A 22736-nucleotide genomic window follows, 5' to 3' on the forward strand; every position below is an offset into this window, starting at 1 on the left:
AAGAAGCCCCGTTTGCAGCTTGCAAACGGGGCTTCTTTTTGTACCAGAGACGGGACTCGAACCCGTACGTCCGTGAAGACAAGGGATTTTAAGTCCCTCGTGGCTACCATTACACCACTCTGGCTCAAGCAGTTATGAAATTAACAACTGATTGATTAGTCAGCAAACAAAAAAGACGCTGCCGGTTAGCAACGTCTTTTTGTTTGGAGCGGGAGACGAGGTTCGAACTCGCGACCTCGACCTTGGCAAGGTCGCGCTCTACCAACTGAGCTACTCTCGCTTGAGGTTTTCGCTGCTGTGGCGGCGAATGGTGATACAAAGGTAGACAAAGAAGCTGGGGATGCAAGTAGTGACCGCTAAAAAATGCAGCTGGTGCACGTTTTCGCTTCATTTTCAAGGCGAAAAATTTTCGAATAATGCGCAAATGGGCGAGCAGCAAGCGAAGTCGGCGCTGCGCAACTACTCTTTGCTAGCGCAAAAAAGGCCCGGCTACCCGGCCGGCGTTGTTTCTGACGGCTGCGGAACGCGCCGCCACTGTTTGCAAAAAATTTCAGGGAGGGAAAATCCAAAAGCCGAACCTGAAGCGTAGGTGCCTGCACAAACACCTCACGTTTGCTTTTTCCCCTCTTTTATGAAACTCTCGTTTGCTTCGCTCGCCCTCGTTGCCCTGCTCGGGGCTGGCACCATCCAGTCGGCTTCGGCCCAGAAAGCCAAAACCGTAATGGTAGGCGGTGCCCCGATGTACCCCACCAAGAACATTGTCGAGAACGCTGTGAACTCGAAAGACCACACCACGCTGGTAGCCGCCGTGAAGGCCGCCGGCCTCGTGGAGACGCTGTCGAGCGCTGGTCCCTTCACCGTGTTCGCCCCTACTAATGAGGCGTTTAACGCCCTACCCGCCGGCACGGTTGAAAACCTGGTGAAGCCCGAAAACAAGGAAACCCTCACCAAAATCCTGACCTACCACGTGGTAGCCGGCCGCATGACGGCCGCCGACCTGATGAAAGCCATCAAGGCTGGCAAGGGCAAGGCTACCCTCAAAACGGTGCAGGGCGAAACCCTGACCGCCATGATGAAAGGCCCGAAAACCATCGAACTGAAGGACGAAAAAGGCGGTATCGCCACCGTGACCATCGCCGACGTAATGCAGAGCAACGGCGTGATTCACGTAATCAACAAAGTACTGATGCCCTAGTTCTTAACTAGCCATTAGCAGCTCAAGAGGAGGCTGGTCGTACTTCGACCAGCCTCCTCTTGTCGTTTGGGCAGGCGGCGGGCGAAAAGCAGGTCGCCCGCCCCTACCCGCTCAACCGGGCCAGCCCAACGGGCCGGCCGGCCGTATGTTGGGGCCATGAAACGTTTTGTAGTAGCCGGCCACTTGCTGGCACTGGCTTTTTTCGCCTTCGGGCTTTATGGCTGCGACTCGACCCCGCGCGAGCGCCAGGCCGCTGTGCGCCAGGAAATGCAGAAGCTCGACACGGCCGCCCGCGCCTCGGGGCGCACGCTGCGACGGGTGGGCCGGCAGGTGGCCCGTTTCGACTCGGCCAACCACGCGCGGCGGGCGGTACCGCTGGCGTCGCGCCAGCAAAAAACGGTGGACCAGCAACTGCTCGGCAGCTACGCCACCCAGGTGAGCACCCTCACGCCGGCCACCATCGGGGAGGCGTATGGCACGCTGCTGCGGGCCGTGCGGGCGCACCACAAAGCCTGGCAGCTACGCGATTGGGACTATGCCCAGGCCACCTACCGCCGCCTGAATGAGCGGCTGGCCTGCGTGCGCCTCGACCTGCCCGCGCGCGACGAGCTGCGCATCCGGGCGTGGCAGGCCGAGTTTACGGCCCTGCGGGCCAAGCGCACGGCCAAAGATTTGCGCACCGCCACCAAAAAGCCCTGACGATTGTTAGGGCAGGGTTATGGCGGAGAATATTATCGTGCTCGATTCTTTTTACGAGCCGCTGGCGGCGCACCTGGCCCGCACCAAGCTAGAGGCAGCGGGCATTCCGTGCTTCCTCACCAACGAAAACCTGGTCTCGCTTAACCGCATGTATAGCCCCGTGGCGGGCGGCGTGCGCCTGCACGTGTACCAGCGCGATGCCGCCCAGGCCGCCGAGGTGCTGCGCGAGCTACCCGTGATGCGGGCCGAGCCCGGCGGCCTCGCCGAACCTACTACTACCACCGAAGCCGAGCGTTGCCCCCGCTGCGGCTCCGCTGAAGTGACGTATGACGCGGCGGCCGAGCCGGGCGCGGCGCACTGGTTTGTGGCGCTGCTGTCGCGCCTGCGGCGCTACCCGCTGCAAGGGCGCGCGCACCACTGCTTCCACTGCGGGCTGAATTGGTAACACCAAGCTCCAGCTTGGTGCATCGTTGCCGGGCACCAAGGTTTGGGCTTAACAACGATACACCAAGCTGGAGCTTGGTGTTACTAACTTTTTCCCAGCCCAATGGCTTTAGCTAAGCATGGAAAAACACGCAAAATCCGTTGCCCTCGTCACGGGCGCTAACAAGGGCTTGGGCCTCGAAATAGCCCGCCAACTAGGCCAAAAAGGCATTACCGTAGTACTCGGTGCCCGCCAGGGCAAGGCCGAAGCGCCCGCCGCTACGCTGCGCGCTGAAGGCCTCGACGCTCGCGCCGTGGAGCTCGACGTGACGAACGTCGCCGACGTCACGGCGCTGCCGACTTTCTTCGAAAAAAACTTCGGCCGGCTCGATATTTTGGTGAATAACGCCGGCGTACAGCTGGATAAGGGCTTCGACGTCAGCCCCGACTCGCTACGCCAGACCTACGAGGCCAATGTCATTGGCCCCTACGCCATTACGCAGGCGCTGCTGCCGCTGCTGCGCCAGGCCCCGGCCGGCCGCATCGTTAACCAAAGCAGTATTTTGGGTTCGCTGACTACCATCAGCGAAGGGCAGGGCGGTAGCTGGGCCACGCCGGGCTACACCTCTTCGAAGGCCGCGCTAAACATGCTGACGGTGGTGCTGGCGCAGCATTTGGTCGATACCAATATCAAGGTCAATGCCGCGCATCCCGGCTGGGTGAAAACCGACCTCGGCGGTGAGGGCGCGCCGCTGGGCGTGCGCGAAGGTGCCCGCACGGCCGTGCGCCTGGCCCTGCTACCGGCCGATGGGCCGACGGGCGGTTATTTCCATGAAGAAGAAAGCCTGCCGTGGTAAGGTACCTGTACCGTAAGCTTTAGCTTGCGACGCGTCAGGATGCGCTGCCCTGACGCGTCGCAAGCTAAAGCTTACGGTACACTATGCTTTTGCCACCGCTCGCCGGGTACGGCGCACGGGCGCTACCGCCTTGATGGGCTTCGCGGGCTTGGCGGCGGGGCGCTGCACGGTCACGGGCAGCGGGGCTTTGGCTTGCTTGGCGCGCTCGGCCAGCCAGGTGTGCAGGCGCTCCAGGCCCTCGGGCGAGAAGGCGGCTTGGCGCTCGCCGGCCACGATGGGCCAGTCGCTCGGGTCGGGCTGAAACCAGTGGTTGACGCCCGAGAGGCGGTGCACCTCTACATCGGCGTGGCCCAGGCGCAGGCCTTTTTGCAGCACGCTCAGGTTGCGGCCGGCGGCCACTTGCAGGTCGGCGGTGCCGTTGAGCAGCAGCACCGGGCAGGTCACTTGGGGCAGGCGGGTAGCGGGGTTGAAATCAAGAAAGTAGCGCGACCAGGGCGACGTCATTTCGACGGCGCGGGCGCGGGCCATGCTCTCGCTGAGGGCGGTGTTGCTGCTGCGCAGCAAGGCGATGACCTTGGCGCGGGCGGCTGTGTTGTTGGGAGTTTGGCGCACGGCGTCCACTAGCTGGTCGTAGAGCGATTGGGCAGCTTTTATCTGGGTGCCGTCGGTGCCGATGAGGCGCATGATTTCGCCCTGCTGGCGGCGCAGCACGTCGCGCCCCGGCTGGCCGTAGCCGGCCAGCGAGGCCACGAAGGCGGGCGCATTTTGGGGCTGGGCGGCGGCCAGTAGCGCCACGTTGGCGCCTTCGCCGTGGCCGAGCAGGCCTACTTGCTGGGGCGCGATGAGCGGCGTTTTGCGCAAAAAAGCCAGCGCGGCCTGCGCGTCGGTGACGAGGTCGGCGGTGGTGGCGCGGTGGTAGTCGCCGCCCGAGCGGCCCACGCCGCGGTCGTCGAAGCGCAGCACGGCGATGCCGTGGCGGGTGAGGTAGTCGGCCAGGATGCCGAACAGGTGGTAGCCTTGCAGGTCGGCGTCGCGGTCGTGCGGGCCCGAGTCGGAGAGCAAGGCCACGGCCGCAAACGGCCCCTCGCCGCTCGGGATGGTGAGCGTGCCGCTGAGCCGAAACTTGCCCGCGGGGTTCAAAAACGTGAATTCCGACTCGCGGTAGGGCGGCGTGAGGCGCAGCTTTTTGGCGGCCAGGGCGGCGGCGGGGGCGGCATTGCGCTCCAGCAGCAGGTCGGTTTTGAGGCCCGGCTGCTGCCAGGTGCCGCTGAGCTTGTTGCCGCCCTCCTGCACCTTGCCCTCGAAGTGGCTGCCGGCCTGCTCAACGCTGAGCGTCAGGTTGTCGCCCTTCAGCTCCACCTCCACCGGCATCCGGCTGATGCGCTGCTGCGGCACGTCGAGCGCCGCGTAGTAGGTACCATTGCTGAGCGGCACGATGGTGATTATCAGATTAATAGAGCCGCCGGGCACTTTCAGGCCGCCCTGCCATTGGCCGTTGAGACGGGTGGGCTCTTCGGCGGGGGTTTTGGCGTGGCCGGGGCCGGTAGCCCACAGGGCCAGGCCCAGCAGGAGAAGTAATAATTTCCGCATAAAATAGCACTCTTATCAGGAAGGATATTCTGAGTTTTGCAATACTCTGCAAATTACTAGCCAGCGCCGCTTTAGCTCTTAAAAAGTCTGTTATTGACGTGATATTCATACTTTAAATCAACATTACCCAACGCCTTATAAAAATCATAATTCGCCTACCCGCCGCGAGCCACCGAGCTGCACCGATTAGCGCCACGCCCGGAAAATTATACTGGCCGGGCCGCCTGCTCAGCCCCGGCGCGCGGCCAGCCATTGCCGCCGGTTTTGCGTAGGATAAGGCCGGTACTATCCAGTTTTTTCTAATGTCGACTACCCCCACCTCTACCCCCCAGCCGCCCGAGCGCCCCACCGCCAAAGACATGCTGGAGCACGCCCAAAAGCTGCCCTACCCGGCCAAGCAGGCCGACATGAAGTTTCAGCCCCAGAGCGACTTGGCCGCCTACCGCGCCGCCGGCAAGCTCGAAGGCAAGGTGGCCCTCATCACCGGGGCCGACTCGGGCATCGGCCGGGCCGTGGCCCTTGCCTTTGCCAAAGAAGGCGCCGACGTGGCCATCGTGTACAACGAAAACACCGTGGACGCCCACGAAACCCGGCGCCTGGTGCAGCAAACCGGCCGCACCTGCCAGGTGCTGCAAGTAGACGTGCGCGACCGCGCCCAGGCCTTTCAGGCCGTGAAGGACGTGGTGGCCGAGCACGGCCGCCTCAATATTCTGGTCAACAACGCCGCTTTCCAGATGGCGCAGGAGAAATTTGAGGATATTTCAGAAGAGCAAATCCGGCGCACGTTTGACACTAACATTCTGGGATATATCTGGATGGCGCAGGCCGCGATTCCGAATCTGAAGGATGGTGACTGCATCATTAACACGGGTAGCATCGTGGGCATCGTGGGCATTCCGCTGCTCGTGGACTACGCCTGCACCAAGGCCAGCATTCACGCGCTCACCAAGTCGCTGGCGCTGTACCTGGGCGAGAAAAACATCCGGGTGAACTGCGTGGTGCCCGGCCCGGTCTGGACGCCCAACATCCCCGGCACCATGCCGATGGAGGAGATTGAAAAATTCGGCCACGAGGTGGCCCTCAAGCGCCCCGGCCAGCCCGAAGAACTGGCCCCGGCCTACGTGCTGCTGGCCTCGCAGGATGGCTCGTTTATGACCGGCTCGCTCGTGCACGTGACGGGCGGCAAGCTCAGCAGCGACGAGTAACCTACGGTGCAGGTTTTGCGTTAATAAAGCTCGGCGGGCTGTTGGCTGCTTTCCAGATGGAACTGGCAGCCAATAGCCCGCTTACTTTTCCCTACGCGCATACATGACTTTTCAGGAGCTGCTGCCTACCTCCCACGTATCGGAGGCCACCCGCGCCGCGCTGTCGCAGCGCCTCACCGAAAACAACCAGGCGGCCACCTACGAGCCGCAGTTTTTTGCCCCCGAAACCTACCAGCTGCTGGTGGCCGTGGCGGCCCGGCTGTTTCCGCAGCCCGAGCGCCCGGTGCCCATTGCGCTGGCCCCCTCCGTAGACAAGCGCCTCGCCGAAGGCCGCTCCGATGGCTGGCGCTACGATGCCCTGCCCCCCGACCGCGAGGCGTATCGCCTGGGCTTGGGCGGTATTCAGCAAATCGCGCAGTCGCTTTTCAAAGCTGATTTTGAGCAGCTTGAAACCGCGCAGCAGGACAAAGTAATCGAGGCGCTCGCCAGCGGCAACCCGCCCGGCGAAGTGTGGCAGACGCTGCCCGCCGACCGCTTTTTTGAGGAGATGCTGGCCGAGCTTACGGCCGTGTACTACGCCCACCCCTGGGCGCACGACGAGATAGGCTACACCGGCTACGCCGACCTGCCCGCCTGGACGAAAATCGGCCTCAACGAGAAGGAACCGCGCGAAATGTAGGGTAAGCTTCAGCTTGCCAGCGCCAGGCGAGCTACGCTAATCCGATGATTATTAAATTATAACGCTGGCAAGCTAAAGCTTACCCTACACGACTATGCCCGACGAAGAAATTGCCGAAGAAGGGGTAGCTACCCCGCTCGAAACCACCGTGCAAGACCCGCTGCTGCGCGAAATCCTGACCGAAAACCAGGCCGCCGCTACCCCACAAGAGCAACCGCAGCCCACGCCCGACAAGTCGGAAGAAGTTGACTGCGTAGTAATTGGCTTGGGAGCGGGCGGCGCGCCGCTGCTGGCCCGCCTGGCCCAGGCTGGGCTGAAGGTAGTAGCTCTCGAAGCCGGCCCCTGGCACCAGCCCGAAACCGATTTTGCCACCGATGAGCAGGCGCAGGATTTCCTGTTTTGGAATGACGAGCGGCTGGCCGCCGGCGGCACGCCGCTGGCGATGGGCCGCAACAACTCGGGCACCGGCGTGGGCGGCTCGACGCTGCACTACACCGCCTATACGCCCCGCCCCCTGCCCGACGACCTGACGCTGAAAACCGACTTCGGCGTGGGCGAGGACTGGCCGCTGACTTACGACGAGCTGGCTCCGTATTTTGAAGAGGTAGAGCAGTTTATCGGCGTGTCGGGCCCCACGCCCTACCCCTGGGGGCCAGCCCGCCCCAAGGGCTACCCGATGGCCCCGCTACCCCTCAATAGCGCCGCGCAGCTGATGGTGCGCGGGGCCGAAAAGCTGGGTATCCGCACCTCGCCGGCCGCCAATGCCGCGCTGTCGGCTCCCTACTTTCAGGAGGGCGTGGGCTGGCGGCAGGCCTGCACCAACCGGGGCTTTTGCCAGGCTGGCTGCTCCAACGGGGCCAAGTCGAGCATGGATGTGACGTACATTCCGCTGGCGGTGAAGCACGGGGCTGATATTCGGCCTAACAGCTACGTCACCGAGATTGAGCGCAATGCGCAGGGGCTGGTTTCGGCGGTGGTTTATACCCAGAATGAGCAGTCGCACCGCATTGCCTGCAAGCACCTCTTCCTATGCGCCGGGGCCGTGGAAACGCCGCGCCTACTGCTGCTGAATGAATTGGCCCTTACCAGCGGGCAAGTGGGCCGCAACCTGATGGCGCACACCGGCATTCAGGTTTGGGGCACCTTCCCCGAGGAGGTGCGGCCGACCAAGGGCATCCCAGGCGGGCTGATTTCGCAGGACACGCACCGGCCCAAAGATGCTGACTTTGTGGGCGGCTACCTGCTGCAAAGCATTGGGGTGATGCCGGTTACGTTTGCCGGGCAAACGGCGCGCGGGCGCAAGTTGTGGGGCAAGGCGCTGCGCGACTACATGCAGCAGTTCAACCACATCGCGGGCATCAACATCCTGGGCGACTGCCTGCCGCACAAGGATAACTACTTGGAGCTGAGCGACGAGCTTGATAATAAACAGGTGCGCAAGCCGCGCATTCACTTCACGGCCCAGGAAAATGAGGTGCGGATGACGGCCCACGCCGAGAAGACGATGCGCGACATCTGGGCCGCCGCTGGTGCTACCGATATCTGGTCGTTTGACCGCTACGCGCACGTCATCGGCACGGCCCGCATGGGGTTAAGCGGCGACGATGCGGTAGTAGACCGCGATGGCCGCGCCTTCGATGTACCTAACCTGTATATCAGCGATAACTCGACTTTCCCAAGCGCCTTGAGCGTGAATCCGGCGCTGACGATTATGGCGCTGAGCCTGCGCACGGCCGACAAGTTTTTGGAGAACCTCAAGTAAGCTACTGGCTGATAGCTGCTAGCTGTTAGCCCCCCGCTGTTACAACATCTCAACTATAACCAGCTAATAGCTAGCAGCTATTAGCCAATAGCTAGAAAATGAAGTCCTTTCTCACGGATGTAAAAAAGACGTTTGGCGACGGTGGCTACGACGGCGACCAGTTTGGCGGCGCGCGTGGGCACAACGGCAGCGGCCCGCCCACGGGCCTGCCTACCAATTTCATGTTTGCTACCGGCATCGAGTGCTCGTACCCGACCATCGACCACGGCAAAACCCGCCGCGACCTACTGGCCGAGTGCGACCACTACAACCGCTACAAAGAAGACCTGGGCCTGGTGAAAGAAATGGGCCTCAAGGTATTGCGATACGGCCTGCCGTACTATAATATCCAAAAGGGGCCGGGCAAGTACGACTGGGAGTTTGCCGACCTGGCCATGAAGGAAATCAAGCGGCTGGGCATTACGCCCATCCTCGACCTGATGCACTTTGGGGTGCCCGACTGGCTGGAGAACTTTCAGAACCCCGAGCTGGTGGTGCACTTTGCCGACTACTGCGAGCAGGTGGCCAAGCGCTACCCCTGGGTGCGCTACTACACGCCGGTGAACGAGATTTACGTCACGGCCCGGTCGAGCGGCAAGGACGGGGTTTGGAACGAGCAGCTGAAGTCGGACAAAGGCTTCGTAACGGCACTCAAGCACTGCACGGCGGCCAGCATCATGGGCACGCAGCAGATAGCCAAGCACCGGCCCGACTGCGTGATTGTGCAAAGCGAGTCGGCCGAGTTTATCCACGAGCTGCGCGCCGAGCGCACGCCCGCCGTGCAGCTCGAAAACAAGCTGCGCTTTGCCTCGCTCGACTTGCTGTACGCCCACCAGCCCGATGGCGAGGTAGTTAACTACTTCTATGACAACGGCATGACCCGCAAGGAGTACGACTGGTTTATGGCCGGCGAGCCGCCGGGCTACCAGATTATGGGCAACGACTACTACGGCCGCAACGAAAAAATTATCTTGCCCAGCGGTGAGGTTTGCACCAGCGTCGACGTGCTGGGCTGGGCTACCATCACCCACGATTACTACCAGCGTTACAAGAAGCCGGTGATGCACACCGAAACCAACGTATTCGAGGCCGAGGACGCGCCGACTTGGCTGTGGAAGCAGTGGGTGAATGTACTACGCATCCGCAAAGAAGGTGTGCCCGTGCTGGGTTTTACCTGGTATTCGCTTATCGACCAGCTCGACTGGGACACTGGCCTGGCCAAGAAGGACGGCAAGGTGAATGCCTGCGGCCTGTTCGACCTCGACCGCAAGCCCCGGCCGGTGGCTGAGGCCTACAAGCAACTACTTCAAGAGTACGGGCAGATTACCATCGTGCCCCACGGCGAGCTGTTTGAGGTCACCGACCGGCCCGCCACGCTCAAGGTCGAGATATAGCCGAACAGTCGAGCTTTCGCACGCGCCCCTGCCGAAGAAAAAAGCTTCCTCGGCAGGGGCGTTTTGCGTGTTTTAGCTACGCTTTAGGCTCATTCACATAGGCTTTTAACGCCTACGGCAACAGCTTTACTTTCTTACCGTTGGAACTACTTGCAAGCCGCCCGCACTTGCGTAACTTGCGGGCACAACCCTGTATCCCCCACCCTCCCGCTATTACCCAGCTCTATGCAATTGACCGTTCCGCTGTTGCTGCTCGCCCTGCTGCTGGGGGCGCTGCCGGCCGCCGCCCAACGCATACTCGTTTCCGGCCAGGTGGTAGAAGCTCAAACGGGCGAGCCGGTGCCCTTCGCCTCCATCTTCGTGCCGAAGACGACCATTGGCATCACGGCCGACGAGTACGGTAAATTCAAGCTGACGCTGGCCGCTCCGGCCGACTCGCTAGCGGCTTCCACGATGGGCTTCGCGGTGCAACGCAAGGCCCTCACCAAGGCCCCCGAGCAAAGCGTACTGTTTCGCCTGAAAAAAAGCGGCGTGGCGCTGAAAGAAGTAGTAGTGTATTCGCGCCAGCCCGAAAACCCGGCTTTCCGCATTCTGCGCGAGGTGCAGAAGCACCGCAAGCAAAACGAGCGCAACGCCCTGGAGGCGGCCGAATTCGACTCCTACAACCGCATCGAGGTGAGTATGGCCGACATTCCGAAGGCCCTCGCCAACCGCAAAGTGGTGAAGGACATCCGGGCGCTGGCCGTGCGCCGGGGCGCGGCCGCCGCCGCCGACCCCGATGCCCCGCTGCCGCTGTTCGCCTCCGAAGTAGGCTCCAAGGTGTACCAAAAATACACGCCGTTGCGCCGCCGCGAAGACATTCAGCACAAGCAGATGCGCGGCGCGGGCCCCCGCGAAGGCTCGGTGCTGAGCCAGATGCTGGGCTCGAACTTTCAGAATTTCGACTTTTACCCGAATTGGCAAAATATTCTGGGTAAGGATTTTATCTCACCCATTGCCGAGGGCGGCCGCCTCACCTACGACTACGAGCTGCAAGACTCAGTGTTCGTGGGCAAAGACTGGTGCTACAAAATTGCGGTGACGCCCAAACGCGACCACGACCTGGCCTTCAAGGGCACCATCTGGATTACGGCCGAGCAGTATGCCCTGCGCCGCATCGACGTGGTAGCGAGCGAGCACTCCAACATCAACTTCGTCAGCGACCTGCGCATTTACCAGGACCTCACGCCACCCACCGACGGGCCCGGCCTCGCCGCCCGCACCCGCTTGGTGCTGGGCATCCGGCCCTACGAGAAGCAGGCCGCGCTACGCGTGCGCTTCACCACCGTCAATTCCAACTTTGTGCGCAACCAGCCGCACGAGGCTGGCTTCTACGACCAGCCCATCGTGTCGACCATCATGGAGCCGGGCAAGGATGCCGAAACTGGCGGGCTCATCAGCGGCCTGCTGCCGGCCGGCGCTACCGAGGGCTACTTCGACAAAAACCGCCCCGACACGCTGAGCCTCAGCGAGCAGCAGACGTTTGCGGTGCTCGACTCGGCCCGCAACCTGCCCTCGGTGCGCAGCACGCTCGACTGGATAGACTTGTTTATCAACGGCTACAAGCGCGTGGGCAACAGCGACAACAACAGCAAGATTGAGCTTGGCCCCATCATCAATACTTACGCCCGCAACGACTACGAGGGTAGCCGCTTCCGCCTGGGCTTTCGCACCACGCCGGGCTTCAGCCGCAATACCGTGTCGCAGGCCTACATTGCCTACGGCACCCGCGACGGCCGCGTGAAGTACGGCCTGAAATCGAGCTACATCGCCGAGCGCCGCCACTGGACGGTATTCACCGGTGAGTTTCGGCACGACGTGGAGCAGGCGGCGCTGCTGGACAACGACTTTTTGCAGGTTGATAACAACCTCTTTCTGGCCGCCACGCGCTGGGGGCGCTTTGCGCAGGGCAAGCCCATCCTGCGCGATTTGATGACGCTCTCGGTGCAACGCGACTTGTTTCGCGGCTTCACCCAAACCATCACGCTGCGCGAGCAGAACATCAAGCTGCTCAACGACTTCGTATATCGGCGCGACGACCGGGTAGTGCCCGGCCTCACGCTGTCGGAAGTGGTGCTGGAGTCGCGCTACGCGCCCGACGAAACCCAGGTGCAGGCCGAAAACCGCCGCCGCCCCATTGGCCTCAAGCGCTGGCCGGTGTTCACGTTTCGCTACATCATCGGGGCGCGCGACTTCTTTACCAGCAGCGATGCCCGCTACCAGAAATTCAATTTGCTCATCAGCCACAGCGTGTCGCTGGGCCACTTTGGCCGCCTCAACTACCGCGCCGAAGGGGCCTACGCCCCCGACCGCCTGCCCGCGCCCTTCCTCAAAATCCCGCTCGGCAACCAGACGCCGTTTTACAACGCCAACGCCTTCAACCTCATGAACTATTACGAGTTCGTGACGGACCGCTCGGTATCGCTGCGCCTCGACCATCACTTTGAGGGCATCATTCTGAACGCCATTCCGGGCGTGCGGGCGCTCAACTGGCGCCTCGTGGCTACCGCCAACGCGCTCTACGGCGGCCTGAGCGCCAAAAACCAGCGTCAGCCGCTTGATATGCAGGGCCGCCCGCAGTCGCCGCGCACCCTCGACAAAATGCCCTACGTGGAAGTAGGTTACGGCGTAGAAAATATCTTCAAGTTTATCCGGGTCGACTTCATCCACCGCCTCACCTACCGCAATGCCGCGCCTACCGGCCTCAATGAGCCGGCCCCGCGTGACTTCGGCATCAAGGTGGGCGCACAGTTCCGGCTGTGAGCTAAGCCACTTTTCTCATGCTAAATCAAAGCCCGGCGTTGTAAAACGCTGGGCTTTTTACTACCACCTACCATTTCCAATGAATACCTGCCTGCACTGCGGTACTGCTACTCCTAACCCCAAGTATTGCAGCCGTTCGCACGCGGCTATTCATACCAACCGGGCCGCGCCCAAACGCAAGCCCACGGGTAGCTGCCTGGTGTGCCAGGCCCCGGTACACGCCAACCGGCAGTACTGCGCCGCGCACAAGCGCTTGCCCAGCCGTAGCGAGTATTACGATTTAACCGTAAGCGAATTCAAGACCCGCAACGCGCATCTGCACCCCAGCTACTACCGGGGGCACCTCAATGCTCTCACGCGCTTGCTCAATGCCCACCGGCTCCGTGTATGCCAGGCCTGCGGCTACGACAAGCATGTCGAGTACTGCCATATCCGGCCGCTCAAGGCATTTTCGGATACGACGACCATCCGCGAACTATCCGGTCCCGAGAATATCTATTTGCTGCGTCCCAACTGCCATTAGGAATACGACCACGGCTTGCTGCGCGTGACCCCGACAGGATTCCAACCTGTTCCTCGACCTTAGGAGTGTCTTGCTCTATGCCATTAAGCTACGGGGTCGTTGCGTGCAACGAGGCGCAAAGCTACATCTTATACGCCAATACTATGGCAAATGAGAGCGCCGTCAGAATCAAGCCGACCATGAAGATGGAATAGCTCACGCGCAGCAGCTTGTATTTGCGGTCGAGCACCTCGCCGAGGTAGTACACGTCGGTGACCATGTTGTTGTAGAGCGTGTCTTTCTGGCGCATCAGCTCGCGCATCCCTTCCTGGAAGTGCTGGAGGCTGAGCTTGGTAAACTGCCCGAAGAAGAGCAGGTTGACGCGACGGTTGGTCGCGATTTCGGGGTTGCGCTTGAGCCACTTGAAGCTCGTGACGTCGGGCTGGGCCGAGAGGATGGCCGACGTAACCGAGCACAGCGCCGTGAGCAGCAAAATGCCCATCGGCACGGCCAAAATGGGGTTGCGAATAAAGCTGGTGCCGCCCGTGACGGCCAGCGACGACGACTTGGCCCCGAAATAGGTAATGATAACCGACAGAATAACCGCGTTGAGCTGAATCATCATGGCCGCTTTTTTATCGGCCATATCGCTCAACTTCATGTGGTTGGAGTACATGGTGCGGAACATCGTTTCGATGCCCCGCTTGGGCTCGGCGAAAGTATCGGTGGCCTTTTTTTCCTTCTTCTTGGCCTTCTTCTCGACCTTCTTGAGATAGTCGCGCTGGTCGTCAATATTGGCTTTCAGGGCCTTTTTGAAGCGCTCCTTACCAGCTTCTGAGTGATACTTGTGGCCCAGCATGAAGTTGAGCTGTAGCTCGGCCCAGTCGGTATTGCTGTACGACTTGTCGAGCGCCAGCTCCCACTCGCTGCGAATGAGCTCGGCGCGAGCCCGGAAATCTTCGGCCGCCAAATTGCTCATGTCGGCGTCTACCATCAGCTTTTCGAGCTCGGTCTTGGCCTCCTCGTCGCGGTGCGTGGCCCGGATGAGGTTTTTGACCACCTCAATGCGGGCGGGCTCTACTTGCTTTTCGCGCAGCCAGGCTTCGGCGCGGGCCATGCTCTTGTACTCGTGGCCGTCGTAGGTATCGAGGTAGCCGGTGTCGTGAAACCAGGCGGCTACCAACAGCGCCTCGGCGTCTTTGGCCGAAAGCTTGGCGGCGTCGGCCAGGGCGTGGGCCTGCTGCACCACGTACTCGGTGTGGGCCAGGGTGTGGTAGGTGAGGCGCGGGTCGAGCTTTTCCTTGAGCAGCGGCTCTACGGTGGCCTGGGCCTGCTGCACCAGCGGCGAGGGCTCCGACTTGGGCGGCTTCGGGGGCTTGGCGGGCACGGCCTCCTGGCTAGGGGCGGCGGCCGGCTGGGCAGAGGTGGCAGCTTCGGCCTCGGAAAGAGTAGTGGTAGCCATACGTTTTGCAGAAAACAGCGGAATGCGGGCCCCATTGGCGGGCCCGCCGAATGCCTTTCAACGCGAAGCGCCGACCACAGGTTAAGCTATAGCGCTTGAGCTAATCCCGGCGCAGCCGCTTACCTTCACCCGTAGTTCTGCCTCGCTCACTTTATGGCCGATTCCGACTCCTCCGGCAAGCCAGCTACCCAGCCTGTTACTACTACGGCTACGCTTACCGCCGCCCTAGTGGGGCTGGCAGCCCTGCTCCCGGGCAAAGTGCTGCCCACGGCGGCCGGTATGCTGGCTCCCTTCGCCAGCCAGGGCGTGATGTGGCTGGCCCGCGAATGGGCCAATGAGTGACTAGCCGAGCGCAAAGCGCAGGCCCCTACCCGCCGCGCCGAGCGCTACCTGCGCCAAATGACCAAACAGCTGCGCCAGCTAAAGCCAAACGACCCGCAGCGCGGCCCGCTGGAGCTCAAAATAGCCCAGCTCACCGACCGCCTGCACGAGCACAAGCTGAGCCAGCTCGAATTGAGGAGTACGCCACCAGCAAACCCGTAAAAAAGCCCCGCAGCGTTGGCAGCGGGGCGCTTACAAAATGGCGTTTGAGGACTAGGCCGTGATATTTAACAGCTCTTCGACGGCGGCGAGGCTGTAATTGCGGGGCAATACGGCCGTTTTGCCCGTCTGCTTGTTCACTACCGTGATGGGGCCGCTGTCCACGCTTCGCTTCAGACGCAGCCACCAGGCACCCGCCAGCGCGCCGGCTACTACCGTAGCCAGAATAGCCAAAATGGGAATGATGAGCGGGTGCATAGCCTTCGGGCGCGCTTGAGGTGGTTGATACTGACAAATGTACATGCGAAGCGCCCGAAAAGTTGCTGCCTGACTCTTTCGCTGGCACCGGCAGCAACACGCTGCATCGCTTGGCAATCTTACTACCTCGCCAGCGTGGCCTATCGATGGCGGCACGCCATATCCTTGCTGCCTAAATAGACTCAACCGTGAGCGCCGCCTTTACGTAGGCAGCGGCCAACGGCCGTCGTATTTTCGTAGTAAGTCGCCATTCAGCCGCCGCGCTGCTCGTTTAGTCCTTCTATTTTTTTCTGCATTTAGCTATTATGAGGCTATTTTTTCGCCTGACGCTATTTTTTAGCTTACTGGCTACGCTGCCCTTTGCCGCCCACGCCCAATTAGAGGAACTGGGCGAAGCCGGCGAGTCCGATTTCAACCCGCCGCCCGGCTACAAGCCCAACTACCGGGGCAAGGCCCTGGGCTGGCAAAAAAACCTGCCGCCCGACTCCAGCCGCATCCGCTACTCGGTGTTTCTGATTGGCGACGTGGGCAGCCCCATTCCGGCCGAGAAGGGCGGCGAGCCCTCGCTCAACTACATGCGCAAGCAGCTGCTACACATGGGCGTAAACAGCTCGGTAGTGTACCTGGGCGATAACATTTATAACCAGGGGATGCCCCGCGAGGGCGCCTACGACCGCAAGATTGCCGAAGGCCGCCTGCGCACCCAGCTCGACGCGCTCAAGAACTACCCCGGCGAAAAGTACATGGTGCCCGGCAACCACGACTGGATTCAGGGCATCCGGGGCGGGCGCGAGCAACTGCTGCGCGAGCAGCGCTACGCCGAGTTTTACATGGCCCAGGACTCGGCCAATTTTGCTTATACCGGCGACTTTCTGGTGCCCCGCGACGGCTGCCCCGGCCCGTATGAAATCCGCCTGCGCGACGACCTGGTGATGATTGCCATCGACTCGCAGTGGTTCTTGACCGACCAGGCAAACCGGCCGTTTGGCGATGCCTGCGGGGCTGATAATGCCGAGGAAGCATTTGCCCAGATAGAGCAGGTTATCAAGGATAATCAGGACAAGCACATCCTGATAGTGACGCACCACCCGATGTACTCGGACGGTATTCACGGCGGCTACTTTACGTTCGCCGACCACGTGTTTCCGCTCAGCATCGTGTTCAAGTATGCCTTCGTGCCGCTGCCCATTATCGGCTCCATCTACCCGCTGGCGCGGCAATACGGCGGCATCGCGCAGGATATTCCGGCCCCCATTTACCAGGAGTACCGCAAGGGCATTCTGGGCATTATGGCCAAGTACCCGAACATCATCTACGCCAACGGGCACGAGCACAACCTCCAGTACTACGAAAACCCGACCGTGAACGGGTACTTCATCACGAGCGGCTCGGGCTGCAAAACCCAGCACGTGAAGCCCGGCAAGGGCGGCGACGCGTTGTTTTCGGACAAGGAAAAAGGCTTTGCCCGCCTCAATTATTACGACGACGGGCAGGTGTGGGTCGAGTACCTGGTGCCCAACGACAGCGACAAGGGCGAAACTGCCCGCCGCGTGTACCGCCAGCAGGTGTACGGCGACCTGGGCCGCGGCCGTGCCACCGCCAACACCAAGGGCCCGGGCGGCCCCGTAGACCAAGCCAAGCCCGACCCCAACCGCGTGCAAGGCATGGGCGGCGCGGCCAACACTGCCAACACCCGCAAGGGCAACCAAAGCAAAGACGACCTCGAAACCGCCGCCGCCATCGCGGCCGGCAAGCCCACCGGCGCGCCCAAAGTCACGCCCGGCCTCAAGCGCCCCAACTACAAGGACAGCACCGTGACGGTGGCCGTGAACCCGACCTACGCCCAGCACGGCCGCTTTCACAACTGGCTGCTCGGCGACCACTACCGCCAGGAGTGGGCCACGCCGGTGCAGTTTCCGGTGCTCGACATCAAGACCGCCGAGGGTGGGCTGATACCCTACAAAACCGGCGGCGGCAAGCAAACGGCCTCGCTGAAAGTACGCAACGAAGACGGCTACTACTACACCGTGCGCGGCATCGACAAAGACCCCACGGCCGTGCTGCCCGAGGGCTTCCGCACCGGGCTGGCGCTGGCCGTGCTGCGAGACCAGATTTCGGCCCAGCACCCCTATGCGTCGTTCGTACTGCCACCGCTGGCCACAGCGGCCGGCATCCTGCACACCAACCCGCGCATGGTGTACATTCCCAACGACCCCGCGTTGGGTCAGTACCGCGAAAGCTTTGCCAACACGCCCGCCGCGCTGGAGGAAGACGCCAAGGGCAGCCAAGACCAGGACGCCTCGCTGGGCTACGCCAAGAAGCTGGTGAGCACCGACAAGATGCTCGAAGAGCTGCTGCAAGACAACGACAACCAGGTAGACCAGCCGGCCTTTGCCCGCTCGCGCCTCTTCGACATGTGGATAGGCGACTGGGACCGCCACGAAGACCAGTGGCGCTGGGCGCAGCGCAAAACCAAGGACGGCGACAAAATTTTCACGGCCGTGCCCGAGGACCGGGACATTGCCTTTTTCAAAGGCGATGGCGTGCTACCCTCGCTGGTTTCGCGCAAGTTCGCGGTGCGTAATTTCCAGAATTTCGGCCACGACTACGGCGACTATAAGGGCCTCAACCAGACGGGCATGAGCAACGACCGGCTGTACCTGAGCGCCGTGACGCGCGAGGAATGGGTGAAGCAGGCTGAGATTATGAAGGCGCAGCTTACCGATGCCGTGATTGAGAAAGCCTTTGCCGAGCGCTGGCCCAAGCAGATATACACCCTGCACGGGGCCGAAATCGTGGCCAAGCTCAAGAGCCGCCGCGACCTGCTGCCCGACGTGGCCGCCAAGTACGCCGACCTGCTGGCCGACATCGTGGAGGTGCGCGGCTCGCAGAAAAACGAGAAATTCACGGTAACGCGCCTGCCCGACCACAAAACGCGGGTAGTGATGCAGAAAATCAGCAAGAAAGGTAAGCTAACCAAGACGCTCTACGACCGCACCTTCGACCGCAAAACCGACGAGATTCGCCTCTACGGCATCAGCGGCAACGACGTGTACGACCTGAGCGGCAACGAGCGCCAGGGCCACAAAATCCGCGTGATTGGCGGCACCAGCCGCGATACCATCATCGACAACTCGCGGGTGGCGGGCTTCCGGCACCGCACCCAGGTGTACGACGCCGACACCGGCAACGTGATTATCAACAAGCTCGGCGAAAGCCGCTTGCGCCTGGAGCCGGGCATCGACGTGAGCCGCTACGACCACCCGCACCGCTTCGACCTCAAAGACTACCGCCTTAACTACACCGGCCCGGCCGTGTACTTCGGCTACAACATCGACGATGGCGTGTTCCTGGGCGGCGGCGTCACGCACCGGCGCTACGCTTTCCGGCGCGAGCCCTACTCCTCGGAGCAAACCCTGACGGCCAACTACGCGCCCGCCCGCGACGCCTTCAACCTGCGCTACACGGGGCACTTCATCAGCGTATTCGGGGGCAAAACCAACCTGCGCGTGAACTCGCAGTACTACGGCCCGCAGCTGCTCTACAACTTCTTCGGCATCGGCAACAACACCCAGAACTACGCCCGCGACGAAGAAGACGGGCAGGCCAGCATTCGCTCCATCAACAGCGCCTACCGCATTCGCTTCGACCGCTTCTACGTGGCCCCGACCTTCGAGCGGGCGCTCACCTCGTTTGGCAAGTTTGGCATCGGGCCGCAGTTCGACCGCTTCCGGGTCGAGCCCGACCCCATCGGCTCGGTCATTGCCGATAGCATTAATGCCAACGGCAGCCGGCCGGGCACGCGCTACGAAAACCGCCGCTTCGGCATCCGCAGCTCCGATTTCCAGGCCAATAACTACCTGGGCGCGCTCATGTACCTCGACTTCGGCGCGCAGTCCACGCCCAAAGACCCGCGCATCGGCATTCAGTGGCACACCGAGTTTCAGTATAATTTCCAGCTCGATAAAGAGGCGCTCACCTACGGCCGCTTCGCCACCGAGCTCAAGGCGTACCTGACGCCCAATTTCCCCTTCCGCCTCACCTACGCGGGGCGCGTGGGCTGGGCGCACAACATCGGCGACTACCGCTTTTACCAGGCCAACACGCTGGGCGGCACCACCAACCTGCGCGGCTACCGCCGCACCCGCTTCGCGGGCCGCGATGCGCTCTACGGCAACTTCGAGGCGCGCCTGCACTTGTTCAAGTTCAACGCCTACCTCTTTCCCGGCACCTTTGGCGTGCTGGGCCTCGCCGACGTGGGCCGCGTGTACTCGGGCAACGACTCGCGCACGGGCCTCTCGGCCTTCCACTCGGGCTTCGGCGGCGGCGCGTTTGTCAATGTGCTCGACCAGGCTGTTATCAACCTCACGTACTCGGTGGGCGAGGAAAAGCTGGTGTTCGTGGGCTTCGACTTCCTGTTTTAGATAATTGATTTTTTGATGCTTACAGGCCCCGGCTGCACATGCGGCCGGGGCCTTTTTTCAGCGAGCTTGCCAAGGCGGCAGGGCACTGTGGGCTTCAAGTGGGATGGAGCTAGCCGTTTAGGCTTGCGCCCCCGCTGATAGTGGCAGGCTACCTAGGGCCACTACCCAGCACCCCGTTCTCAAGTGTTCAATGCGAAGTTAAAATATAAGCAAGCATCATAAAATCAGCCATTTATTAATGCTTGCGCCCAAAAAAACAAGTCGGCTTGAAACTAGCGGGGCGAAAGCCGAATGGTGGCGGTTGGGTTTGAAGTAGCTGCCGAGGAGGCAGACTGACTGGCAGCTATCTAATGAATATAAGACTTCTGACTGTCCGTTTCTACCAGGCCGCCTCATAGGCCGAGCGGGGCTACTTTCGCGCTCACGTTCTACTGCGTGGGGGCTGGCTGCCCTTCGGGGTGTAGGACACGGGGGCGAAGGTGCCCGGACCGGCCGGCCACTGCCCAGAGCTTGAGGCTGCTCACTGATGCCAGCGGTTGCTTCGAGCTGCGTCCCAGCCAGCTATGCTTTTAACTTACTACCGGTTAGCTGCCGCTGTTCAGCGCCCCTACGCTTTTTACTATCGCTTTATGCTGCAAGCTGAAAACCTGACCAAGCGCTACGGCTCGCACCTGGCGCTTGATAACCTGAACCTCGCCATCCCGGCCGGGGAGGTGTATTGCCTGCTTGGCTCCAACGGCGCGGGCAAGTCTACGACCATCAACATTTTTCTGGGGTTTATGCCGGCCAGCAGCGGGCGGGCGCTGATAGCGGGGCAGGAGGTAGCCGTGAACAACCACGCCACCCGGGCGCTGGTGGCCTACATCCCCGAAATCGTGAACCTCTACCCCACCCTCACGGGGCTCGAAAATCTGGCTTTTTTCAGCGGGCTTTCGGGCTTCACGTACTCGCCGGCAGCGCTGGCCGAGTTTACGCGCACGGCGGGCTTGCAGCCCGCGGCGCTGCACCAGCGCGTGGGCGGCTACTCGAAGGGCATGCGCCAGAAGGTGGGCATCGCCATCGCGCTGGCCAAGCAAGCCAAGGTGCTGTTTTTGGACGAGCCTACCTCGGGCCTCGACCCGCACGCCAGCAACGAGTTTGCGCAGGTAATCCGCCGCCTCAGTGGGCAGGGTGTGTGCACGCTCATGGCCACCCACGACCTGCTGATGGCCAAGGAGCTGGGCCACCGCATCGGCATCATGCACCAGGGCCGCCTGCGCCAGGAGCTGCGCGCCGACGCCGTGGCCTACGCCGAGCTGACCAACCTCTATTTGTCTACCGTCAACCAGCCCGCCTAGATGCTGCGCTTACTTATCGGCAAGGAGCTGCGCGAGCTGCGGCGCACCACCAACGTAGCCTGGCTGCTGGGCGGCCTGGCGCTGCTGCTGGGGCTGGCTCTGTACAATGGCTACAGCTACTACACCACACGCAGCGCGTTTTTGCGGCAGTCGCAGCGCACTACCTACGAGCAGTTTATCAGCCAGGGCGATAAAAACCCGCATTTGGGGGCGCACTTCGGCTTTTATGCCTACAAGCCCACCGCCGACCTGGCCCTGCTCGACAACGGGGTGGAAGACTACACCGGCAACTCGTTTTACCTGGAGCCGCACAAGCGCGGCGAGGTGAAGTTTCGGGAGGTGAGCGACGCCACTGCCCTGCGCAGCTTCGGCTTTCTGAACGTGGGCTACTTCGCGCAGTTTCTGCTGCCGCTGTTCATTTTTTTGCTCACCCACAACCTGTTTGCCAAGGAGTGGGAAAACGGCACCATCAAGCTCGTGCTCAGCTCGCGGGTAAGCGCCGGGCAGCTGGTGGCGGGCAAGCTGCTGGCCGCTGGGCTGGTAGTGGGGGCCGTGGTGGCTTTGCTGGCGCTGGGGCCGCTGGCGCTGCTGGCCTGGCACCGGGGGCCGGGCGCGCTCGCCGGCCTGCTGCCCACCTACGCCTGCTACGTGGCCGGGCTGCTGCTCTACGCGGCCTTGCTCACGGGGCTGGGCGGGGCCGTGTCGCTGCTCACGCGCAGCTCGGCGCTGGCGCTGGTGGTGCTGGCGGGCTTCTGGCTGCTGGGGGTGTTTTTGGTGCCGCGCCTGGCAGGCGAGCTGGCCCGGCGCGCCCACCCGGCCACCACGGCGGTGGCGTTCGACGATGAAACCTTCCGCGACATGCAGTACGGCGTGGGCAAGGAGGGCACCAAAGACGAGCGCCACACTGCGCTGGCCGACAGCGTGCTGGCCCACTACCACGTCAAGCGCCTCGAAGACCTACCCGTTTTCTTCATCCCCATCACCATTGAGGCGGCCGAGGAATCGGACGGCCGGGTGATGGACCGCGCATATACGGCCATCGAGCGCATCGAAACCCGCCAGACCCGGTTGGTGCAACTCAGCGCCCTGCTGTCGCCTTTCCTGGCTTTCCGTGAGCTGTCCCTGCACCTGACCGCCACCGACCTTGACACGCACCGCGACTTTGCCGCCCGGGCCGAAGCCCACCGCCGCCGCGTGGGCAAAATCGTGGATGCCTTTTACCAGAACAATACCGTGGCTGGCAATGCCTTTTGGCGCACGGTGCCGCAGTTTGCCTACGTGGCCCCCGGCCTGGGCTGGCGGCTGCGCCGCGCCGCTCTGCCGCTGGCGCTGCTGCTGGGGTGGGGGCTGGCCGCTGGCGGCCTGTTGGCGCTAGGCACGCGCCGGCTGGGGGTGCAATAAGCACTGCTTCTTTATCCTAGCGTGGGAACCTCACCCCCCGGCCCCCTCTCCAAAAAAGAGGGGGAGCCTGACGCCTTCTGACGTCATTTAGAAGCTGTTTGAGTTAGCTCCTGCGATTGATTTTACGAAGACGTGAGACGTTAGACATGAGACATGAGAACCGCTTG

Annotated in this window: 19 protein-coding genes and 3 tRNA genes; 16 read left to right on the forward strand and 6 right to left on the reverse strand. The window is 62.1% G+C overall.

Annotated features, from left to right (window positions below):
• Window positions 1-41: 41 nt before the first annotated feature.
• Window positions 42-124 (reverse strand) — tRNA-Leu (locus tag VFO93_RS03325).
• An 80-nt stretch (window positions 125-204) separates the two neighbouring features.
• Window positions 205-280, reverse strand: a tRNA-Gly gene (locus VFO93_RS03330).
• Window positions 281-349: 69 nt separating this feature from the next.
• On the opposite strand from VFO93_RS03330, the gene VFO93_RS03335 reads away from it, so the two are divergent.
• The 5 genes from VFO93_RS03335 to VFO93_RS03355 all read left to right on the forward strand — a co-directional run bounded on the left by VFO93_RS03335 (window position 350) and on the right by VFO93_RS03355 (window position 3174).
• On the forward strand, window positions 350-589 hold the full coding sequence (locus VFO93_RS03335; protein ID WP_325132897.1) for a hypothetical protein: 240 nt from the start codon (window positions 350-352) through the stop codon (window positions 587-589).
• A gap of 42 nt (window positions 590-631) precedes the next feature.
• Window positions 632-1195: a fasciclin domain-containing protein gene (locus VFO93_RS03340; protein WP_325132898.1), complete on the forward strand. Its 564-nt coding sequence runs from the start codon at window positions 632-634 to the stop codon at window positions 1193-1195.
• 156 nt (window positions 1196-1351) lie between these two features.
• A complete protein-coding gene (locus VFO93_RS03345) occupies window positions 1352-1894 on the forward strand; it encodes a hypothetical protein (protein ID WP_325132899.1) in 543 nt (180 codons plus the stop codon).
• Window positions 1895-1931: 37 nt separating this feature from the next.
• Complete coding sequence (locus VFO93_RS03350) at window positions 1932-2339, forward strand: DUF2007 domain-containing protein (RefSeq protein ID WP_325132900.1); 408 nt, start codon at window positions 1932-1934, stop codon at window positions 2337-2339.
• Window positions 2340-2457: 118 nt separating this feature from the next.
• Window positions 2458-3174 carry an SDR family oxidoreductase gene (locus VFO93_RS03355; RefSeq protein WP_325132901.1) on the forward strand — a complete coding sequence of 239 codons (717 nt, stop codon included), beginning with the start codon at window positions 2458-2460 and terminating at the stop codon, window positions 3172-3174.
• 81 nt (window positions 3175-3255) lie between these two features.
• On the opposite strand, the gene VFO93_RS03360 is transcribed toward VFO93_RS03355, so the two are convergent.
• Complete coding sequence (locus VFO93_RS03360) at window positions 3256-4764, reverse strand: alpha/beta hydrolase family protein (RefSeq protein WP_325132902.1); 1509 nt, start codon at window positions 4762-4764, stop codon at window positions 3256-3258.
• 302 nt (window positions 4765-5066) lie between these two features.
• Between VFO93_RS03360 and VFO93_RS03365 the strand changes: the two genes are divergently transcribed.
• The 6 genes from VFO93_RS03365 to VFO93_RS03390 all read left to right on the forward strand — a co-directional run bounded on the left by VFO93_RS03365 (window position 5067) and on the right by VFO93_RS03390 (window position 13168).
• A complete protein-coding gene (locus VFO93_RS03365; protein ID WP_414653547.1) occupies window positions 5067-5969 on the forward strand; it encodes an SDR family oxidoreductase in 903 nt (300 codons plus the stop codon).
• Between the two features lie 103 nt (window positions 5970-6072).
• Window positions 6073-6648 (forward strand): gluconate 2-dehydrogenase subunit 3 family protein, encoded by a 576-nt coding sequence (locus VFO93_RS03370; protein WP_325132903.1) that lies wholly within the window; start codon window positions 6073-6075, stop codon window positions 6646-6648.
• Between the two features lie 94 nt (window positions 6649-6742).
• Complete coding sequence (locus VFO93_RS03375; RefSeq protein ID WP_325132904.1) at window positions 6743-8410, forward strand: GMC family oxidoreductase; 1668 nt, start codon at window positions 6743-6745, stop codon at window positions 8408-8410.
• Window positions 8411-8508: 98 nt separating this feature from the next.
• Entirely contained in the window at window positions 8509-9843 is a 1335-nt protein-coding gene (locus VFO93_RS03380) for a family 1 glycosylhydrolase (protein WP_325132905.1), read from the forward strand.
• Window positions 9844-10068: 225 nt separating this feature from the next.
• A complete protein-coding gene (locus VFO93_RS03385) occupies window positions 10069-12645 on the forward strand; it encodes a DUF5686 and carboxypeptidase-like regulatory domain-containing protein (protein ID WP_325132906.1) in 2577 nt (858 codons plus the stop codon).
• A 79-nt stretch (window positions 12646-12724) separates the two neighbouring features.
• Window positions 12725-13168: a hypothetical protein gene (locus VFO93_RS03390; protein ID WP_325132907.1), complete on the forward strand. Its 444-nt coding sequence runs from the start codon at window positions 12725-12727 to the stop codon at window positions 13166-13168.
• Between the two features lie 25 nt (window positions 13169-13193).
• Here VFO93_RS03390 and VFO93_RS03395 read toward each other — a convergent pair.
• Window positions 13194-13266, reverse strand: a tRNA-Arg gene (locus tag VFO93_RS03395).
• A 23-nt stretch (window positions 13267-13289) separates the two neighbouring features.
• Window positions 13290-14609, reverse strand: a complete 1320-nt coding sequence (locus VFO93_RS03400) for a Pycsar system effector family protein (protein WP_325132908.1) — start codon at window positions 14607-14609, stop codon at window positions 13290-13292.
• A gap of 153 nt (window positions 14610-14762) precedes the next feature.
• On the opposite strand from VFO93_RS03400, the gene VFO93_RS03405 reads away from it, so the two are divergent.
• Window positions 14763-14951 carry a hypothetical protein gene (locus VFO93_RS03405; RefSeq protein WP_325132909.1) on the forward strand — a complete coding sequence of 63 codons (189 nt, stop codon included), beginning with the start codon at window positions 14763-14765 and terminating at the stop codon, window positions 14949-14951.
• Window positions 14952-15008: 57 nt separating this feature from the next.
• Window positions 15009-15152: a hypothetical protein gene (locus VFO93_RS03410; protein WP_325132910.1), complete on the forward strand. Its 144-nt coding sequence runs from the start codon at window positions 15009-15011 to the stop codon at window positions 15150-15152.
• Window positions 15153-15203: 51 nt separating this feature from the next.
• Here VFO93_RS03410 and VFO93_RS03415 read toward each other — a convergent pair whose 3' ends face one another.
• On the reverse strand, window positions 15204-15407 hold the full coding sequence (locus VFO93_RS03415) for a hypothetical protein (RefSeq protein ID WP_325132911.1): 204 nt from the start codon (window positions 15405-15407) through the stop codon (window positions 15204-15206).
• A gap of 305 nt (window positions 15408-15712) precedes the next feature.
• On the opposite strand from VFO93_RS03415, the gene VFO93_RS03420 reads away from it, so the two are divergent.
• From VFO93_RS03420 to VFO93_RS03430, 3 genes are all read left to right on the forward strand, one after another.
• The gene (locus tag VFO93_RS03420; protein WP_325132912.1) at window positions 15713-19831 is read left to right on the forward strand and encodes a metallophosphoesterase; all 4119 of its coding nucleotides are present in this window, start codon (window positions 15713-15715) and stop codon (window positions 19829-19831) included.
• A 629-nt stretch (window positions 19832-20460) separates the two neighbouring features.
• Window positions 20461-21168: an ABC transporter ATP-binding protein gene (locus VFO93_RS03425; protein WP_325132913.1), complete on the forward strand. Its 708-nt coding sequence runs from the start codon at window positions 20461-20463 to the stop codon at window positions 21166-21168.
• Entirely contained in the window at window positions 21169-22569 is a 1401-nt protein-coding gene (locus VFO93_RS03430; protein ID WP_325132914.1) for a DUF3526 domain-containing protein, read from the forward strand.
• The last annotated feature ends 167 nt before the right edge of the window (window positions 22570-22736 follow it).

Source organism: Hymenobacter sp. (assembly GCF_035709525.1).
Classification (GTDB): domain Bacteria; phylum Bacteroidota; class Bacteroidia; order Cytophagales; family Hymenobacteraceae; genus Hymenobacter.